The following is an 18,717-nucleotide window of genomic DNA, read 5'->3' as shown; positions in this document are numbered from 1 at the left end:
TGTCATCCCCCTCTCTCGCCTTACACCTCGCTTCTTGCTGTTTTTAAACCGAGGTATTTATATGTTGAAGTCTTTAGCATTGAGCTTAAGCCTGTTGTTGTTAACCGCTTGCGCCAGCGTCAGTCAGTACAGTATTTCTGAAGGTGAGATGGAAAAATCGCTCTACACCTTATTAGAACAAGAGATGCCACGCCTCACCCAAGGCTTGGTAGAAACCCAAATCGACAAGCTGAACCTGCAAATCGGCCCCGATAACCGTGATGTAGTGCGTTTAAACTTACAAGGTGAAACCGCCATCAATGCCTTAATCGCGCGTTTTCCGGCCAAGTTAGACTTAATCGTTGAAGGTCGCCCTGTGTATGACCGGAAACAAAACGCCATCTTCTTGCGTGATTTAAATCTTATCCAAAGCAAAGTGGATGCATACGGTTACAAAGGTGATGCGGCCATTGCTTCATCCGGCATGATGCAAATTGTGCGCTCGGTATTAGAAAACCAGCCTATCTATCGCCTCGATGGCGGTAAATATGCATGGCTGAAGAACGCGCCCGTGGGCCTCACCATAGCCCCCGGCCGTTTTGTGCTGAGCCCTAAATTTAGCGATTAATCTTTAAGAGCAGCGCCGAGCTTAAAGAGCAATGTTGAGTGTTGAATTTTTAATGTTGAATGAAAGTTCAAAGGCGGCGCATAAGGCGACTAATAAAAGCACCGAGCACATAAGCTTGGTGCTTTTTTTGTGCCGTCATCCTGTTGCAAGTCAGGATCTCGCCCTTAATGCCAAAAACGAGATACCGAGGCGAGCTCAGTATGACGGCTAAAAGCCATGTCAGTCTTTATGCCGTCATCCGGTTGCAAGTCAGGATCTCGCCCTTAATGCCAAAAACGAGATACCGAGGCAAGCTCGGTATGACGGCTAAAAGCCATGTCAGTCTTTATGCCGTCATCCTGACGCACGTCAGGATCTCGCACTTAATGCCAAAAACGAGATACCGAGGCCGTCATGCTGAACTTGATTCAGTACCGGTATGACGGCTAAAAGCCATGTCAGTCTTTATGCCGTCATCCGGTTGCACATCAGGATCTCATCTTAGTCTTCTCGCTTACGGCTGATAGCTGGGTTTGTTGGCCTAATGTCGGGCAATTAACGTATAATGGCGCACAATATGGTTTCGCTTCCACAACCTTCTAGGTAGGTGTGCTATTAGCTCTGCAGTCTTAATGGTGTTTATCCCCACTTTCTTCTTTGTGTCAGTGACGCCTGGCATGTGCATGACTCTCGCCTTGTCCCTCGGCATGACGGTGGGCGTGCGCCGCACGCTGTGGATGATGCTCGGTGAGCTGATCGGCGTGGCCGTGGTGGCCTGTTTAGCTGTACTTGGTGTGGCGGCAATCATGCTGCAATATCCGCAACTGTTTCAAATCCTCAAATATGCAGGCGGCCTCTATTTAGCGTGGCTGGGTGTGCAGTTATGGCGTTCTAAAGGCAAGCTGGCATTAAACCCCGTTAACGCCGGCCCCCGCCACATTCCCATTACTACCTTAATCAGCCAAGGCTTTATTACCGCTATTGCCAATCCTAAAGGCTGGGCATTTTTTATCGCCTTATTGCCGCCTTTTATCGACCAAAGCGCGCCCTTGTTTGGCCAACTGGCCATCTTAGTGTCGATGATCTTAGTGCTCGAATTTAGCTGCTTAATGCTTTATGCCAGTGGCGGGCGCACCTTAAGCCGCGTGCTCCAGCAAAAAGGAAAGGTGAAATTAATGAACCGCATTGCCGGCAGTTTAATGTTGGGAGTGGCGCTTTGGTTGGGTTTAGGTTGATAGGGATTGGGCTTGAGTTGAAAGGGATTAGCTTTGTGCTGAGAGGGCTGGGCGCTTGGTTACAAGCGGCTAGCGCATTAGTGCATACCCTCACCAAACAAGGTGGGCTGGCATTATTGCTGGCGGTGCTGGTGATCAGCCTGTGTTTGAGTCAGCGCATGGGCCTAAAAGTGGCCTGTGCTTATGATCATACTACTCTGCATACGGAGCAAGTCAGCAGCTCTGATCTGCCACATAAAGACACCACGAATGATCAAGATCATGACTCGTGCAGCTTAAGCGAGCAATTATTAAGTAAGGTGTTCCAGAACTTAGACCCCTTATTTATTGCCATCATCTTACTGTTTGCGCTGTGGCTAGCGCCACTAACAGCGCTGGGCTTTAGCCGACGCACTATTACTCCGTTATTGTTTTCTGGTCGACGGCGGCACTTAGTGCTGTGCGTGTTTAGAGAGTGAGCAAAACGCACGCCTCGTTTTCGCTTAACTTTTCTATCGGAGATTTATTTTGAACAGATTCAAGACTCTTTATATATGGCTACTCAGCCCCTTGCTGCTATTAAGCTCATGCTTGGCGCTGGCAGCAACGGGCGTTCAAGGAAGTGGCTGGCAACAAGCGCCCGAGCACCCACCAGTGCAAGTGCGCTTAGTACAAGCAGGCCCCTATAACGCCGAGCAAAACCATTACCCTGCCCTGCTGCAAGTGCGCTTAACGGACGACTGGAAAACCTATTGGCGCTCCCCGGGTGAAGGCGGCATAGCACCGCGCTTAGACTGGCAAGCCTCAGACAATTTAGCGGACGTTAACTGGCAATGGCCGGTGCCCGAGCGCTTTAGTTTACTCGGCATTGAGACTCAAGGTTATAAGCATGAAGTGGACTTTCCGCTACAACTGACCCCCTCCGACACCGGCCAAGCCAGCACCTTTAATGCTCAATTAACCCTGCCCAGCTGCACTACCGTGTGCGTGTTAACCGACTATCAATTGCAGTTACCGCTGGATGCTAACTGGCAGGTAGACGAGCAATTAAGTCATGACTACCAGCAAGCCGTGGCTAAAGTGCCGCGCGTGGCCAGCCTAGTAAGTAGCGAGACACTCACTTGGGATAAAGCCAGCCAGCAGCTAGAAATCATCCTTAATAACGAGCGCGGTTGGCAGCAACCCGCCATTTATGTAGATGAACTGGACGAGGCGATTTTTAGCCAGCCTACGTTCGCTATTAACGACCAACAATTACAAGTGCGTTTTCAGGTTAGCAGCTGGGACGATGAGCTTAATCTTGATCAGCAAGCCATCGTCATCACCGCTATTGATGCAGGGCTGGCTGAAGAGTTGCACGCCAATATTAGCGCCGGCACCTTGGCACCCTTAAGCGAAAACGTGCCTGCCTTAGGTTGGATATTACTGTATGCGGTGCTCGGCGGTTTGATATTAAACATCATGCCCTGCGTCTTGCCGGTACTGGGCCTTAAGCTCAATAGCTTAGTGCTGGGCGAAAGGAAGCAGGTACGCGCTCCCCTGTTGTGGTCGGCGTTTGGCATCATGTTGTCGTTTTGGCTACTGGCCGCCTTTATGTTGGTACTCACCTGGTCTGGCGCGCAGTTAGGCTGGGGCATACAGTTTCAGCAACCGGCCTTTATCGGCTTTATGTTGCTGATCACCGCCCTGTTCTCACTCAACCTGTTTGGCTTGTTTGAAGTGCGCTTACCCAGCCGCCTCAATACCTGGCTGGCCACCCGCCCCGGCAGTGGCAATGGCGGCCATGTGCTGCAAGGCATGTTTGCCACCTTACTAGCCACGCCTTGTAGCGCGCCCTTCTTGGGCACCGCAGTGGCGGTGGCCTTGGCCTCCTCGCCAGTGGTGTTAGTGGCCATCTTTACCGGCTTAGGCTTAGGCATGGCCTTGCCGTGGTTATTACTGGCGTTATTCCCCAGTGTTATCCGTGCATTGCCAAAACCTGGGCTTTGGATGGAAAAGGTAAAATGGCTATTTGGCCTAATGTTGCTGGCCACCAGCCTTTGGTTGCTATCCTTACTCAGCTACACCTTAGGCGCGGGCATCACTTGGGCCTTGGCTGCATTACTGATAGTGCTGCCGATTTGGTCTTTGATCCGCCAATACGGCGCGCGCGGTTTGATATTCGGCTTAGCGGGTATGTTATTGCTCGGCGCCGTGGCCGGTGTGGGCGCTATGTTTACTCAGTCTCATTGGGTGAGCCCCATTGAAGACAACCTAAACTGGCAACCGCTAGATGCCAGCCGCATTGCGGAAGAGGTCGCCGCCGGCAAGCGGGTGTTTGTAGATGTGACCGCAGACTGGTGTATTACTTGCCAAGCCAACAAAATCGGCGTCACGCTGCGCGATCCTGTGTATTCGGCGTTGCAAGCGGACGACATAGTATTAATGCGCGGTGATTGGACCCGCCCAAACAGTGCCATTACCGATTATTTGCATGCCAATCAAAGAGCCGGCATTCCCTTTAACCAAGTGTTTGGCCCCGGCCTTCCGCAAGGTAAAGCGCTGGAAGTGTTGCTCACCACTAACAAGGTGATCAGTGCCTTGGATGAGGCGAAACAATGAAGCGCTCATTATTAGCTCGCATCGGTAAAGCCATCGCTTATTTGCTGCTATTAATGGTGATAGTCACGGCAGTAGATGTATGGCGCAGCCAAGACTTACCCACAGAGGTAGCCGCCCTTGGCACCATGACCACCTTGGCCGGCAATGAAATTGACTTAAGCGCCATGAGCGCTAAGCAGCCAGTATTAGTTTACGTATGGGCCAGCTGGTGCGGCGTCTGCCGTATCGTTTCACCCATGGTTGATATGGTAAACGCGCCGGTAGTCAGTATCGCACTGGCCTCTGGCCATGATCGCAAAGTAAGCGGCTATATACGGGAAAAGGGTTATAACTTTTCCGTGGTTAACGATACGGATAATCGCTTAGGCCAAACGCTGGGCATTAGAGTTACGCCCACGCTAATGGTCGCTTACAAAGGCGAGCTGCGTTACGCCACCGCCGGCATCACCACCCTACCCGGCATGTGGGGCAGATTATGGTTGGCGAGGTTGATGGGTTAATCGCATGGTTATGTAGGCTGCCGCTTTAGCTGGCAGTCCCGTCTCAGCGGGATTTTTAAACTAAATGGCAGATAACAGCCAGCCAAAAGGCCGCACTCATAAAGAATGCGGCCTTTTTTATGCTTTTGGTGAAAGTGACGAAAGAGTCGCAGCGTGTAGAGTTTTCAGTTAGAGACAGTAGGATTGTCTACGCCAACTCGCTTAACCCGCATCCATGCGGCGCTCGGCAAATGCCGTCCCTGGCATTTGACGGTTGGCTCCGACAATTCCTACTGACTCTTGCGATAATATGGAGCCGCCGGTAGATATACTCACAGGAAACCCGAAATCTTAAGGAAATCGCGTACTAGTATTGATACAATATCAAGCACATATGCGAACTCTTAAAACGACAAATTTCATCACTATAAGTAAGTTATAAATCAGCGTTCCGTAGATACTAAGCATGGTGTAATCACGCATGCGCATGATTAAATTTTTAAGCACTTATTACATTAAAAAATTGGAAAATTAAATGGATCCACAATGGGTAATAGCCACTGCAAGTTCAGTGGCTGCGCTTGGAATTATTGTAGTAATATTCCAAGCAAAAGTAACAGTTAAGCAGCTCAACACATCAATTCAAGGCCTAAAATCGGATCACGAAAGATCAAGAAGAGAAAGAGCAATTGAACTGCTTCGTCACTGGGACAGCAGTCTAACATTGAATAGCGTCATGGCTAGAAAGTTTGCAGAAACATTAGAGTTTAATCAGTCAAAGTGTTTACTTAAGCAGCAACCTTTTAAAATATCTAGTGAACATTATGGACTTTTTGTTGGCTCCCTTTCCTCTATGTCAGCAAGGCTAAGAGATGAAGGAATACCTAAAGATAAACTTCAAGTCACTGAAAGAGAATTCTCTGAAATTAGGTGGGCAGTAATATCATATTTAAATCTTTTAGAAACGGTATTGACCGCAGTACGTCATAATATTGCAGACAAAGAAATGCTTTATGAGCAGTTTACTTATCTTGTATCTCCTTCAGAAGGGCATTATATATTGGAAGACTTCAGAAATGCTGCTGGCGGCTCAAAAACATATCCATCTATTGAGGCTTTTTAAAATGAGCTAAAATTACAATATCAAGCCCAAACCCCAGGAAAGCAGCGTATTTCTTAATATATAACTAAAGCATAAGTCGCTACGATCTTTGGACAGTTTGTAATTGTCGCAACTTTGTGGTTTATTTGCGATAAAATAACCCAAGAAACTGCGACTTACAAATCCCCTCCTAGCTCCGAATTATATTAAATAAAATCTACTAAAGACAAACGGACGCAATGAATATAGACAAAATAATAACAAGATTTAGTAACCTATCTCAAGTAGGTATGTTTTTGTTTTCAATGTTTAGTGTTTATTACTTTGTAATCCCTATATATCAAAAAGAGATAATATCAGAAGAGCTAGCTAAAAAAGAAGTTGAATTAAAAACAATAAAAAAAGAAATTGAAAAGAGTATTGTTATCATTAAGGAACAACAAAGTAAACTAAGTGTAATTACTTTGCAAAAATTAACAAGCTCCATATACATAGAATGTACAGGTATAATGTCGAACTCGGGATCTTTTTACGATGAAATGTTAAAAATAGACATTGATACTTGCATGAACAATGTATTAACGAGCTCTCTTGTAGGTGAATTAACCAACATTCAGCTTGATAAAATAAAAAATAAATCTGTACTTTTAGCTGTAGAAGCAGAAGTAGAGAAGAAAAAAGCAATAAATGAAATTAAATCCATAACAATTAAAAACTTCAAGAAAGACGATATAGAACTTTCTGAATTTCAAGAATCAATTTTACATTTGAGACATCTAGCTGGCGCAACAGAAAAAGACATTAATGATTTCTACATTAATGTGGAGATGGAAAACATAAAACATCAGATAATGTCTAAGTATCAAAAGAAAATATCTGTTATTTTTGAAAAGTTAAAAGACATCGATATTTTTTAGCTAATGATAAAAAATACCGACTTAAATATAATCTAAAAAATTTGCACTCTGATAATTTACTAGCTGCACTCATTATTTACCGCTGAGAGTAGATTTATATTTTTTAACGTCACATTAGGATGTTAGAGCTAGTCGTCGAGGGTTGCCCATGCTCAGCCATATCGGTTAAAAATAAGCCGTCTCTTTGATCACTCATCCTCGTTCCTGCGAGATTCAAACACCATAACTGCTCCGCAGGGCCGCCCAGGGCGGGAGCATACTTTGTTAACAAAATTTGAATGAGTGAATTGTCTGTGATCTAATCGTTCCTCTAGTTGGAGGAGCCTTGCCATGACATTAATTGACCACCTTACTCTTGTTGAAGAAACTCGCTCAGATATTAATCGTAAGCATGACTTGGTCGATGTCATGTTTCTCGTTATTAGCGCCATTATGGCCGGCGCTGAAGGGTGGCGTGACATTGAAACCTATGGTGAAGCTAAGGCCGACTGGCTACGTCAATATCGTCCTTTTACGCACGGTATTCCCTGCCGACACACCATTGCCCGTATTTTACGCAGTGTCGTAGTCGAATCTTTGCTCGACGCATTATTAAGCTGGCTTAACGAGCATCGTATTCATCATGGTAAACCGGTGATAGCTTTTGACGGCAAAGTATTACGGGGCTCTTACCGCAATAAATCTTCCGAAGCCGTACAGCTAGTCACCGCTTACGATACTGAAAATGGCTTGGTACTGAGCCAGAAAGCCACCCCATCCAAAAAAGGGGAGCTCGCGACGGTCAGAGACATGCTCGATGTGCTCAACATAAAAGGGGCGGTCGTTACCCTGGATGCGCTGCACTGTCAGCGGGAAACATTAGAAAAGATACAAGATAAGAAAGCGCATATTGTGGTGCAGGTTAAACACAACCAACCTAACCTACGTAAGGCCGTACAGTCACAGTTCCAAGCGGTATTCGACGCTAACAAAGAGGAAGTGGTTGCTGAGCATAAAGAGACAGCCCATGGACGTAAAGAAGAGCGCTATGTCTTTCAATTAAAAGCGAAACTACCTCCTGAGTTAGAGGAGAAGTGGCCCACTATCCGCAGCATTATCGCCGTCGAGCGACACCGTACGATGAAGGGTAAAGGAACAGTCGATACTGCTTACTACGTCAGCTCCTTATCACCTAAACATAAGATGATAGGGCACTATATTCGCCAACATTGGCGGATAGAAAACAGTCAGCATTACATTTTAGATGTGCTATTTAAAGAAGATGCTTCCCGGATTGCCATCGGAGATGCGGTAGAAAATATGGGATTGTTTCGGCGGTTCGTTCTGAACATCCTCAAGCAAAGTACATGTGGTGCGCCTAGCCAGCGTAACAAGCTGAAGAGAGCGGGCTGGGATGACAATTATCGAGCAGAGTTATTCTTTGGCTGAATATTAAGCAAAGTATGCTCCCGCCCTGCAGGGCCGCCAGCTAAAGTGACGACTAAACAATATCTATTTCTGTTATTTTTTCGTATCACCCAACGACTCAGATATTAAAAAAAGAGGCTGCTGGGATAGCCTCAGCCGGCCATCACATAACAGGGTCGAAAAATGCTCCTGCCATTTCGACACTCCTGCCATCCATGGCGATCGGATGTTATGTGCTGAGCGTCGCAGGGATGCTGCTTAGCGCGTCGGAAGAGTAGACCCTTTGTTCTGCTTTCTGCAGATCAGAGTAAATTTCTCGCCTTACCTTATCTAAAAGCAATGAAAGTGCTCGCTACTGCCTTATAATCGCCAGCGTATCTAGGGTGTTTTTCTTATGAGGGCCAACCCATCAAGTTATCGATTGAAACAGAGATTGAAGCAAAGAGTAAAGCTGTGAACGGCGAAAAGCTGAGCTGGGCGCCTTGTCCTAAGTGTCAGGGGCGTGGGCGGATCAGTCAGAAGATCCGTAAGAAAGTGAAGCTTAGTTATCAGGCGGCCTTGGCGCAGTTTGAAAAGAACGGCGGCACGGCTCCAGCTCTTCCTAAGGCGCACTTATCTTCTTGCCCCAGCTGTGGCGGATCTGGCTTGATCTCAGCCGTTCAACCGCCGGTAGCGGATACGGTCAACTATCCAAGGGTAGCGATTATTGGTGGCGGCATTGGCGGCGTGGCATTGGCGGTGGCTTGTTTACACCGTGGCATTCCGTTCACCCTTTATGAGCGCGATAGCGGCTTTGAAGCCCGCTCTCAGGGTTACGGCCTTACCTTGCAACAAGCGAGCAAAGCCATTGAAGGCTTGGGCATTTTCTCTCTCGAACAAGGCGTGGTGTCTACTCGCCATGTAGTGCACGCCACAGACGGCAAAGTGCTTGGCGAATGGGGCATGAGAAAGTGGCTGCATTCAGATAACACTTCTGCGCCTAAGCGCACCAACGTGCATATCGCCCGTCAGTCATTGCGCTTAGCGCTGCTGGAACAACTAGGCGAACACCTGACTCAAGACCACAACTGCGTTAAATGGGGCCAGCAGTTAGTTGACTTTAAAGAGACGGATAAAGGCGTTGAACTGAGCTTTGAAGTGAACGGCCAAATCAAGCAAGCCAAGGCCGATTTGGTAGTGGGTGCCGATGGTATTCGAAGTATCGTGCGCCACTTAGCTTTGGGGCACGATATAAGCTCACTGCGTTATTTGGATTGCATGGTGATCTTAGGGATCTGCCCGTTAAGTGTGCTTGAAGGCGTAGACAGTGATTTGTTGGACTCGGCTACGGTATTTCAAACCGCTAATGGCCATGAGCGCATTTATATCATGCCTTATGACGCCGATTCTGTGATGTGGCAATTAAGCTTCCCCATGCTTGAGGACGAAGCTAAAGCCTTGAGTGCGCAAGGCACTGCGGCACTTAAGGCTGAAGCCTGCAAGCGCACCCAATGGCACTCCCCGATTCCAGAGATTTTAGCAGCCACCCTTGATGCTCAAGTGTCGGGTTATCCGGTGTATGACCGCGCTTTACTCACGCCTGAATTATTGGCTAACGCCGGCCCCGTAACATTACTAGGCGATGCGGCGCACCCCATGAGCCCGTTTAAAGGCCAAGGTGCCAATCAAGCACTGCTGGATGCATTATCTCTGGCACGGATTATCGTGAGAAGCTGTCGGCCAAAATCGAACTGGCGCGATGCCGGCATTCGTAACCGCGTACTCAACGAGTTTGAAGCAGAAATGCTGGAGCGCAGCGCCACTAAAGTCACGGATTCAGCAGACGCCGCGCAGTTTCTACATTCAGAGGTGGTGCTGCATGAGAGCGATGAACCCAGAGGCCGTTGCTTGAAATAGCAAAGCTTGCAATAAGAAGGTTTGAAATAAAAACTATAAACCAAATAGCCAGAGCCACTGACAAGAGCTATTTTTGCAACGGAAGAACACCCTCTTTTTTACGAGAGTCACGGACGCAGTTCACGTGCGACAAGTAGTAACTGCGCTAAGTGCCGAGCTAACATATAAACACCGTCCTTTCTTCAGCTTGGTGCTTAGCGCTTGGTGCTGTCTTTCACTTTCAGATCTGATCACTATTTTTCCTTCACTTTTCCGTGCATTCCGTGGCAAATAGGCTTTAGTCACTAATATCTAGAGCGAGATCCTGACGTGCGTCAGGATGACGGCATAAAGATAAACACCGCTTTCATTTAGCTTGGTGCTTGGCGCAGCTTTAAGCAGTTTACACCTAACCTAGACCTTTATACCCAAATGAGTATAATGCGGCTCGACTTATAACATTAAGTCATATCCTAAGGGGTGGCAGTTTCGATTGCCTGAGATGCGCAGACGCGAACCCTTTGAACCTGATCCGGCTAATACCGGCGTAGGAATAGGAAGCCGCAACGCTTTGCTCTGCTCTCACCTGCCTGCTCTTGTAGTTACCCGGTTTTCGTATTTATATCCATGCGGAGACTTGAAGTGCCCAAATTACCTTTTTTACCCTCTATTTTATCTTCTGCTGTAGCTTTAGGCTTAATAACAGCGCTGCCTACTGCAGTGGCTAATGAGGTTTATACCTTTGACACCACCACTGTGGCTGCCAGCTCAGAGGCGGACAGTTTACAAGATACCGCCCCCGCCAGCGTAAGTGTGATTGATGAAACTGAGCTTAATAAGCCCGGCAACACTCACCTCGCAGACGTCTTAGCTCAAACACCTAACGTCAACTTGAGCGCCGGTGCTTCTCGCGGCAAGTACTACCAAATTCGCGGCATAGGTGAGCGCAGTCAGTTTACGGATACGGTTAACCCTTCGGTGGCCGTCGTGGTGGATGGTATAGACATGAGCGCCATGACCATGGGCGCGACTTTACTGGATGCCAAACAAGTGCAAGTGCTGCGCGGCCCCCAAGGCAGCCAGCAAGGAGCCAATGCTATTGGCGGCTTGATTAATATTATTGCTAATGAGCCGAGCGACACCTTAACCGGCGATGTAGAACTGACGCTGGCCGAGTACAACACCCAGAATTTGAGCGCCGCCGTGGGTGGGCCTATCAGTGATAAAGTCGCGTATCGCATCGCCGCCCAACGCAATACCAGCGATGGCTTTATTAACAACGATTACTTAAATCGCGACGACACTAATAATATTGATGAAACCCTGCTGCGCACTAAGTTTCGCATTGCGGCCACTGAAGATCTGGACTTAGATTTAACGGCTTTTTACGCCAATATCGACAACGGTTATGACGCCTTTGCGCTGGATAATACCCGTCATACCCTATCAGACCAGCCCGGTCACGATCGCCAAGAAACGCTAGCACTGTCGGGAAAAAGCAGCTGGTATGGCAATGCTAATTTTATTCAAGAAACCGCGATTAGTATTAGCAAGAGTAATCTGGAATACGGCTACGACGTAGACTGGACCAACCCTGTATTTCAGCCAGCTGCTAACAACCACACCGACAACTACAGCCGTGATGAGCGTGGCGCTACCCTTGATGTGCGCTTTATTTCCACCGAAGAGTCGAGACTGTTTAAGGACAGCACCGGTTGGAGCGGCGGCCTGTATTATTTTTATCGCAGCTCGGATTTAACCCGTGATTACACCAAGAACCTTACAGCCTTCACCAGCGAATATGAGACCAACCGCTACGCAGGTTACGGTGAACTCTCAACAAACTTGACCGACAAGCTCACCTGGATAAATGGTTTGCGTTTAGAGCAAGACAGCACCTTGTATAGCGATAATACCGGTGAGCGCAGCAAACCTACCGAGCACTTGTGGGGTGGCCGTACCGCGCTGGAATATCAAACTAGCGAGCGCCAAATGCTCTATGGTTTGATTGCTCGCGGCTACAAGGTCGGCGGTTATAACGCCAACAGCAGCCTACCGAATGAATTGCGTAAGTATGAATCTGAAACCTTGTGGAACTTTGAACTTGGTGCCAAGCACAACTTGTTAGATGACACCTTACACACCCAAGTAGCCGTGTTCTTTCAACAGCGTGACGACGCACAAGTTAACGCGACTCGTACCGAACTAGGCGCGGCTTTTGACTATACGGATAACGCCAAGAAGGCCTATAGCTATGGCCTAGAAGCCCAAGCCCAATGGCAAGCCTCAGACGCGGTGCGCTTGCATGGCAGCTTAGGTTTACTGCAAACCGAGTTAACAGAGCCCGGCGCCAGCTTCGATGGTCGCGGCGCTGCTCACTCGCCTGAATATCAATTTGCATTAGGCGTGAGCTTTGATCACGGTAGCGGCTGGTTTTCTGGTTTAGATGTGGAAGGCAAAGACGAGTTTTACTTTTCTGACAGCTATAACTCCACCACGGATGCCTATGCATTGCTGAATGCCCGTTTCGGTTATCAGCAAGACAACTGGAGCGTGACGCTGTGGGGTAAAAACCTCACCGATGAAGATTACATAGTACGCGGCTTTAACTTCCCTAATAACCCTTATAAAGCCGGTGTTGCAGAAGACTATGTACAACTGGGCGCACCGCGCATGTTTGGTGTAACCACCAAGTACGCTTTCTAATAATTAGCCAACAATTACTACTTAATAAATAAAAAAATCCGCACTCATGGAGCGCGGCTTTTTTACACTCTTCCTTTATTGACCCTCAGCTAGGCTGTGCAGATACAATCGATATTACTTACGGTCACCGACTCGCAACCAAAGACAAGCTGCCTCGTTTACCTCGACATTTATGCCAAAACAGGTATAATTCCGCTCGACTTATAACCATAAGTCATATCCTAAGGGGTGGCAGGAAGTTACTGCTTGAGACGCGCCAGACGCGAACCCTTTGAACCTGATCCGGCTAATACCGGCGTAGGAATAGGAAGTCGCAACGCTCTGCTCTGCCCTCACTTGCCTGCTCTCTCCTGCCTGCCCTAGTAGTTACCCGGTTTTCGTATTTCTGATGTATGCGGAGACTTGAAGTGCCCAAACTAATTCCTTTTATACCCACCACTATTGCCTTAGGCCTAATGGCGGCGCTGCCTGCTGTCGCCGATGAGGTGTATACCCTAGACACCACCACAGTTACCTCTAGTTTTCGCGATGACAGCCTGCAAGAAACGGCCGCTAGCGTAAGCGTGATTGATGAAGCTGAGCTCAATAAGCCCGGCAACACTCACCTCGCGGACGTATTGGCCCAAGCGCCTAACGTAAACTTGAGTGCCGGAGCCTCGCGCGGTAAGTATTATCAAATTCGTGGTGTGGGCGAGCGCAGCCAATTTATCGGCGCGGTTAATCCCTCAGTAGGTGTGCTGGTCGATGGCATAGACATGAGCTCCGCCACCTTAGGCGCCACGCTGCTGGATGCTAAGCAAGTAGAAGTGTTACGCGGCCCGCAAAGCAGTTTGTATGGCGCCAATGCCTTGGCAGGACTTATCAACATTACTGCCAATGAGCCTACCGACACCTTAACCGGTGATGTGGAACTCACGGTGGCGCAGTACAACACCCAGAACTTGAGCGCCGCCGTGGGCGGGCCGATCAGCGACAAAGTGTCCTATCGTATCGCCGCCCAGCGCAATACCAGTGATGGCGTGACTAAAAACGATTACCTCAATCGTGACGACACCAACAACATTGATGAAACCCTACTACGTACTAAGTTTCGGATTGCGGCCAGCGAAGACTTAGACTTAGACCTCAGCGCTTTCTACGCCAATGTAGATAACGGTTATGACGTTTTCTCTCTCGATAACAACCGCCACAGCCTTGCAGATAGCCCCGGCCATGATCGTCAAGAAACGCTCGCGCTGTCGGGTAAAAGTAGCTGGTATGGCAATGAAAACTTTATTCAGGAAACATCCATTAGCGTCAGTAAGAGCGACTTAGAATACGGCTTCGACGAAGACTGGACCTATCCCGGTTTTCACCCTGACGGTTATGACTCCTTCGATAATTATCAAAGAGATGAAAAAGGTGCCACCCTGGATGTGCGCTTTATTTCTACCGAAGAGTCGCGCTTGTTTAACGACAGCACCGACTGGACCGGCGGCCTCTATTATTTTAACCGCAGCTCAGACTTAACTCGCGACCGCACAGGAAAAGACACCTTTACCAGTGAGTATGAAGCGAACCGCTATGCGGGATATGGCGAGCTCTCTACTGGCTTGACCGACAAGCTTACTTGGATCAACGGCTTGCGCTTAGAAGAAGACCATACCCTTTATAGCGACAGTGATGGCAACCGTAGCAAGCCTACCGAACTATTATGGGGCGGGCGCATGGCGCTGGAATATCAGACCAGCGATAGCCAAATGCTCTATGGCTTGATTTCTCGTGGCTACAAGGTAGGCGGCTACAATTCTAACGGTGACGTGCCTGCTGCACAGCGCAATTTCGACTCGGAAACGCTGTGGAATTACGAGTTGGGTGCCAAACACAATTTGCTGGACGATACCCTACATACCCAAGTGGCAGTGTTCTTTCAGCAGCGCAATGACGCACAAATTAAGGCATCACGTATCATAGGTCCGGGAGATTTTATAGATTACACCGCCAACGCCGACAGCGCTTATAGCTACGGCTTGGAAGCACAAGCGCAATGGCAAGTAGCTAACGCCGTTCAATTATACGGTAGCTTAGGCTTGCTCCAAACTGAGTTAAAAGAGACGGGTGCTAAGTTTGATGGCCGCGACGCCGCTCATGCGCCTGAGTATCAGTTTGCCTTTGGTGTGAACGTTGATCACGGCAGCGGCTGGTTTTCTGGCTTAGATGTGGAAGGCAAAGACGAGTTTTACTTCTCCGACAGTCATGACTCTCGCTCAGAATCTTATGCGCTATTCAATGCCCGCTTTGGCTATCAGTTAGATAATTGGACTGTGACATTGTGGGGCAAAAACCTCACCGATGAAGTGTACGCGGTACGCGGCTTTGAATTTGGCAACGACCCACGCAACGGCTATACCACAGACGAATATGTACAGTTAGGCGCGCCACGTATGTTTGGTGTAACCACAAAATATGCGTTCTAAATCCCCTGCTTAACACGCTAAGGCATACATAAAAAAGCCGCACTCTTTGAGTGCGGCTTTTTGCTGCGAAATAAGTGCATCAGATCCGACGTTGCCAGATTTAGCGCCATGGGAGGAACATGGCGTTGAGATGGCGCGCGCTGCGCCATTTCGCTGTGGTCACCGCGGCTACAGGGTACGGTATGTAAACACAAGATCGGCAAGGTCTTGCCGATCTTGTGTTTAGCTTGGTGCTCGGCGCTAGGCGCTTGGCACTGCCCTTACTGCCCGCTGCACTTTTTGGTGCATCCAAGCCAACCCTAATAGTGCCAAGCCCAAGCCCATAAAGGCGGACACACGCCACAGGCCTTGCAGGCCGTCCATATCAATTAAGAAGATCTTGGCGATCACCAGCCCTAATAAAATCATGCCGGCTTTATAAATCAGCGGATAGCCTTTTTTAGTGGCATAAATAATGCCAACAATAGCGTACAGCATGCCCACCACTGAGTAGGTATAGAGCTCGCCATTGTTCATATCAGGCCAGAGTGCTAGGCCAGACCAGAGCTCCATATCACTGCCGCGCCAGAGCTGGCGTATTTCAAGGGCGCTAAACAACATAAAGGCGCCACCTGCTACCGCCAACGCCCACTGTCTGATCGCCACCAATTTTGCTAGCAATTGAGGGAAACGATTGAGCATTATCGCCAATGCTAATGCCAGCAACACGGGTCCGCCGTATGCGGGCAGCAACATATTAAATAGCCGAGTGTCACTTATCTCAGTCCCGCCCCACCAAGGGTTATACACGCTTATCAATACCAGATAACTGAGGCTAGACAGGCCCAGCAGTATCAAAGCACAGCTTTGATATAACCAAGCCAACTGTTGAGCGACGCGGCCACGCAGCAGGTAAGTAATACTGAGCCCACCCCACAGCAGCGTATTAATGGTGGCTTCAGTAAAGCTGTATTGCTGGCTAAAAATATCGCCATCGTAGAGCCAATAGCGAAGCTCGGCCCCCAAAAACAACACCAACAAGTGCAGGGTAGCGGCTTCCAGCCAAGGACGAATAGCGTGATGGCGGTCAGATAAATAGGTCGCGATGCCTGCCAGTAACGCGCTGCCGCCGTAGGTCCATAACACCCAGTTCCACGGGCTTAACGTTTGGTTAAGCTCATAACTCGCCAGCCAAGGATTAAAAGTAAGGCGCGCCACTACGATGGCCAATACGACTTTGAGTAACAGATACAACTGCGGTATTCGATACTGGCGAGCCAGCCACACCAAGCTAACAAACTGCACCGCCAAGGCCTGCGTGAGTGAAGCCTCGCGCAACGCCATGGTCACCGCCAGCGCATAACTGATATGACTCGCTAACACTGCCCAAACGGCGCCGTTCTGTACGGCTAAATTTTTCACGCCTGTATTTTGCACATCTTTTGAAGGGTGCAAGAATTTGGCTAAGGCGCCATATACAGTTGCGGCCAGCAAGGCACCTAGCGCCCAATCAATACTGGGCTCAATGCCGTGCAGCAGTATCCAGCCCAAGCTTAACCACACCAAGGGGCTGAGCAAGGTAAAAGAAGCCCAACATTTGGATGTGGGTTGTTGGCGCCACTGCCACCAGCCTACTGCTATACACAACAAGGCAGACATCAGTAAATAACTGATAAACGAAACGTGCAGTTCAAGCGGCAGCTGCACTAGATAAATCATGTCTAGGCCTGCTTGTGTCACATACGCCAACCAACCCAGCGCACTAGCGAGCACCGCCGCCCAAGGCAAATACCAGAATGTATGTTGTTGAACTGAACTAGGGCTGGCCCACACAGACACAGGTAATAAAGCGGGGATCTTTAGCGTCGGCAGCCATAACACCACCGGCCAAATCAGCAGCCAGCTCCAGAACTGCGGACTGGGGATAAGACTAGCCTGACCGGCAATAGAGACGCCCCATGCCAACAACAGGCTCAGTATGGCGACGCGCAAATGACGAACGCCAACCTGATCTTTATCCGTTAACAGCACAAAAATGGCTAACAGCACTGCCAAATACAGAGGGATTTCAAACCCTATTACAGGTGCGATGGCTTGCGGCGTAAACAATGCCGCCAGCCACCATAAGAGCGCGCCCGCCAAGGTGGCATACCAAAGCCAATCACGAAATACAAAGCGCATCAGCAACAGCGAGCTAAAGGTAATTAAAAAACTGTAACTCAGCACAAAGGCGATACTGCCTGCATCACTGTCGATTAATAGCGGCACTATATAAGCACCACTCAAGCCCATCAGCGCTAATAAAGGGCCGTGCAGCCGTGCTAACACCATAGTACTCAGCGAGACAACCGCCAGTAGCGTTAGTCCCAGTAGCGGGCCAATCAGCTGGTAATGATGAATACCCGCCAATAAAGCCGCATATAAGGTCACGCTGCCGCCACCGGCCAGTGCGGCAAAGATTTGATCGCTACGCTCGTATCGGCGGCGTAAATACTCGGCAGCTGTATGCAATACTGCACCCACACTGAGCGCCAGCAACAGTTGCAGTACTGGGCCCAATAAGCCTTCGCTTACCGAATAGTGCACCATAAAAATACCGGCCAGCGCCACGCTCAAACCACCGAGCCACACCATCCAGTTCTCTTTAAGGGATTGCATAAAGGGCGACGGTGTCGGCGCCTGATACTGCCAATCCACCTGCGGCTGGTCTTCAGAACTGGTTACTGGGGACGTTACACACTGTACGGCTGCGGGCTTAACCGTAGGTTTATTGTCCGCATTTGCGGGCACTGGCGCTTCCGCCAGTGCTGAGGCGCTGGCGGTCTTGATGGCGGGAATACTGATGGGAATGCTGGGTTGTGGCGCTTGCGGCTTAAGCTCTTGCGATGTTAACTGTTGTGCTTGGCTAAGCTCCACTTGCTCGCGTAACTCATTAACCTCACGGCTCAGTGAGTTAATGCGCAAGCTCTGATGGTTAAGGTTTCGGTAAGCAAGAAAGCCAAATATCGCGCCCACGGGTAAAAACAGCACAGCGGCGGCACCCAAAATAATGAGTAGTATTTCCATACTGTGCACCCTCTTCCTTTAGGTAGATATTGGCTTGATTATTAAGAAAATAAGTCAGCAGCTAGTCTAACTTTTTTACCGCTATTACTCATCTGACACACACGCTTATTGCCATAAAAAATGCCGCGCTCTTGCGATCGCGGCATTTTTAGCTACACGCGTACAGCGTAAGGCGTAATACCAATCTATGTAAAAATGTGACCTGTTTTTAAGTCGAGCTCTCGAGGAAACAAAAGTCGACTTTTTGAGCGTAGGGTCGAATTCATTCGACCTCTTTAGTGCGTGCTATTATTTTTGTGCGAATAAATTCGCCCCTACAGGTGACATAA

The 18,717-nt window shown here is 48.8% G+C and carries 12 protein-coding genes and 2 riboswitches; of the genes, 11 read left to right on the top strand and 1 reads right to left on the bottom strand.

The features are described 5' to 3' along the window. The first annotated feature begins 61 nt into the window (after window positions 1-61). The 11 genes from CBP31_RS12100 to CBP31_RS12045 all read left to right on the top strand — a co-directional run bounded on the left by CBP31_RS12100 (window position 62) and on the right by CBP31_RS12045 (window position 15,343). A complete protein-coding gene (locus CBP31_RS12100) occupies window positions 62-607 on the top strand; it encodes a DUF1439 domain-containing protein (protein ID WP_087037632.1) in 546 nt (181 codons plus the stop codon). Window positions 608-1,218: 611 nt separating this feature from the next. Beyond that, window positions 1,219-1,821: a LysE family translocator gene (locus CBP31_RS12090; protein ID WP_087037627.1), complete on the top strand. Its 603-nt coding sequence runs from the start codon at window positions 1,219-1,221 to the stop codon at window positions 1,819-1,821. Window positions 1,822-1,838: 17 nt separating this feature from the next. After that, window positions 1,839-2,279 carry a hypothetical protein gene (locus tag CBP31_RS12085; RefSeq protein WP_087037624.1) on the top strand — a complete coding sequence of 147 codons (441 nt, stop codon included), beginning with the start codon at window positions 1,839-1,841 and terminating at the stop codon, window positions 2,277-2,279. A 49-nt stretch (window positions 2,280-2,328) separates the two neighbouring features. Further along, window positions 2,329-4,401 carry a protein-disulfide reductase DsbD family protein gene (locus CBP31_RS12080; RefSeq protein WP_227875023.1) on the top strand — a complete coding sequence of 691 codons (2,073 nt, stop codon included), beginning with the start codon at window positions 2,329-2,331 and terminating at the stop codon, window positions 4,399-4,401. Then, window positions 4,398-4,901, top strand: coding sequence for a protein disulfide oxidoreductase (locus CBP31_RS12075; protein ID WP_087037618.1), 504 nt, complete (start codon window positions 4,398-4,400; stop codon window positions 4,899-4,901). The genes CBP31_RS12080 and CBP31_RS12075 overlap by 4 nt, the downstream gene beginning before the upstream one ends. Window positions 4,902-5,415: 514 nt before the next feature. Next, window positions 5,416-6,003 (top strand): DUF4760 domain-containing protein, encoded by a 588-nt coding sequence (locus CBP31_RS12070; RefSeq protein WP_087037616.1) that lies wholly within the window; start codon window positions 5,416-5,418, stop codon window positions 6,001-6,003. A gap of 218 nt (window positions 6,004-6,221) precedes the next feature. Then, window positions 6,222-6,899 carry a hypothetical protein gene (locus CBP31_RS12065; RefSeq protein WP_087037614.1) on the top strand — a complete coding sequence of 226 codons (678 nt, stop codon included), beginning with the start codon at window positions 6,222-6,224 and terminating at the stop codon, window positions 6,897-6,899. A gap of 330 nt (window positions 6,900-7,229) precedes the next feature. After that, window positions 7,230-8,327 (top strand): ISAs1 family transposase, encoded by a 1,098-nt coding sequence (locus CBP31_RS12060; protein WP_087035906.1) that lies wholly within the window; start codon window positions 7,230-7,232, stop codon window positions 8,325-8,327. Window positions 8,328-8,759: 432 nt separating this feature from the next. Then, window positions 8,760-10,202, top strand: a complete 1,443-nt coding sequence (locus CBP31_RS12055) for an FAD-dependent oxidoreductase (protein WP_087037612.1) — start codon at window positions 8,760-8,762, stop codon at window positions 10,200-10,202. A 445-nt stretch (window positions 10,203-10,647) separates the two neighbouring features. Beyond that, window positions 10,648-10,752, top strand: a riboswitch (TPP riboswitch). 71 nt (window positions 10,753-10,823) lie between these two features. Next, window positions 10,824-12,887 (top strand): TonB-dependent receptor, encoded by a 2,064-nt coding sequence (locus CBP31_RS12050; protein WP_161492521.1) that lies wholly within the window; start codon window positions 10,824-10,826, stop codon window positions 12,885-12,887. A 214-nt stretch (window positions 12,888-13,101) separates the two neighbouring features. Continuing rightward, window positions 13,102-13,208: riboswitch (TPP riboswitch) on the top strand. 86 nt (window positions 13,209-13,294) lie between these two features. Further along, entirely contained in the window at window positions 13,295-15,343 is a 2,049-nt protein-coding gene (locus CBP31_RS12045) for a TonB-dependent receptor (protein ID WP_161492520.1), read from the top strand. A gap of 240 nt (window positions 15,344-15,583) precedes the next feature. Here CBP31_RS12045 and CBP31_RS12040 read toward each other — a convergent pair whose 3' ends face one another. Further along, a complete protein-coding gene (locus CBP31_RS12040) occupies window positions 15,584-18,388 on the bottom strand; it encodes a DUF2339 domain-containing protein (protein WP_087037606.1) in 2,805 nt (934 codons plus the stop codon). Window positions 18,389-18,717: the final 329 nt, after the last annotated feature.

The organism is Oceanisphaera profunda (assembly GCF_002157895.1).
Taxonomy (GTDB): domain Bacteria; phylum Pseudomonadota; class Gammaproteobacteria; order Enterobacterales; family Aeromonadaceae; genus Oceanimonas; species Oceanimonas profunda.
The sequence above is the reverse complement of the archived record's forward strand: the minus strand, read 5'-3'. Positions and strand labels throughout refer to the sequence as shown.

What these genes read in the sequence shown, in the direction of transcription:
- CBP31_RS12100 (WP_087037632.1), top strand. Translation starts at nt 62, where the DNA reads ATGTTGAAGTCTTTAGCATTGAGCTTAAGCCTGTTGTTGTTAACCGCT.
- CBP31_RS12090 (WP_087037627.1), top strand. Translation starts at nt 1,219, where the DNA reads ATGGTGTTTATCCCCACTTTCTTCTTTGTGTCAGTGACGCCTGGCATG.
- CBP31_RS12075 (WP_087037618.1), top strand. Translation starts at nt 4,398, where the DNA reads ATGAAGCGCTCATTATTAGCTCGCATCGGTAAAGCCATCGCTTATTTG.
- CBP31_RS12070 (WP_087037616.1), top strand. Translation starts at nt 5,416, where the DNA reads ATGGATCCACAATGGGTAATAGCCACTGCAAGTTCAGTGGCTGCGCTT.
- CBP31_RS12065 (WP_087037614.1), top strand. Translation starts at nt 6,222, where the DNA reads ATGAATATAGACAAAATAATAACAAGATTTAGTAACCTATCTCAAGTA.
- CBP31_RS12060 (WP_087035906.1), top strand. Translation starts at nt 7,230, where the DNA reads ATGACATTAATTGACCACCTTACTCTTGTTGAAGAAACTCGCTCAGAT.
- CBP31_RS12040 (WP_087037606.1), bottom strand. Translation starts at nt 18,388, where the DNA reads ATGGAAATACTACTCATTATTTTGGGTGCCGCCGCTGTGCTGTTTTTA.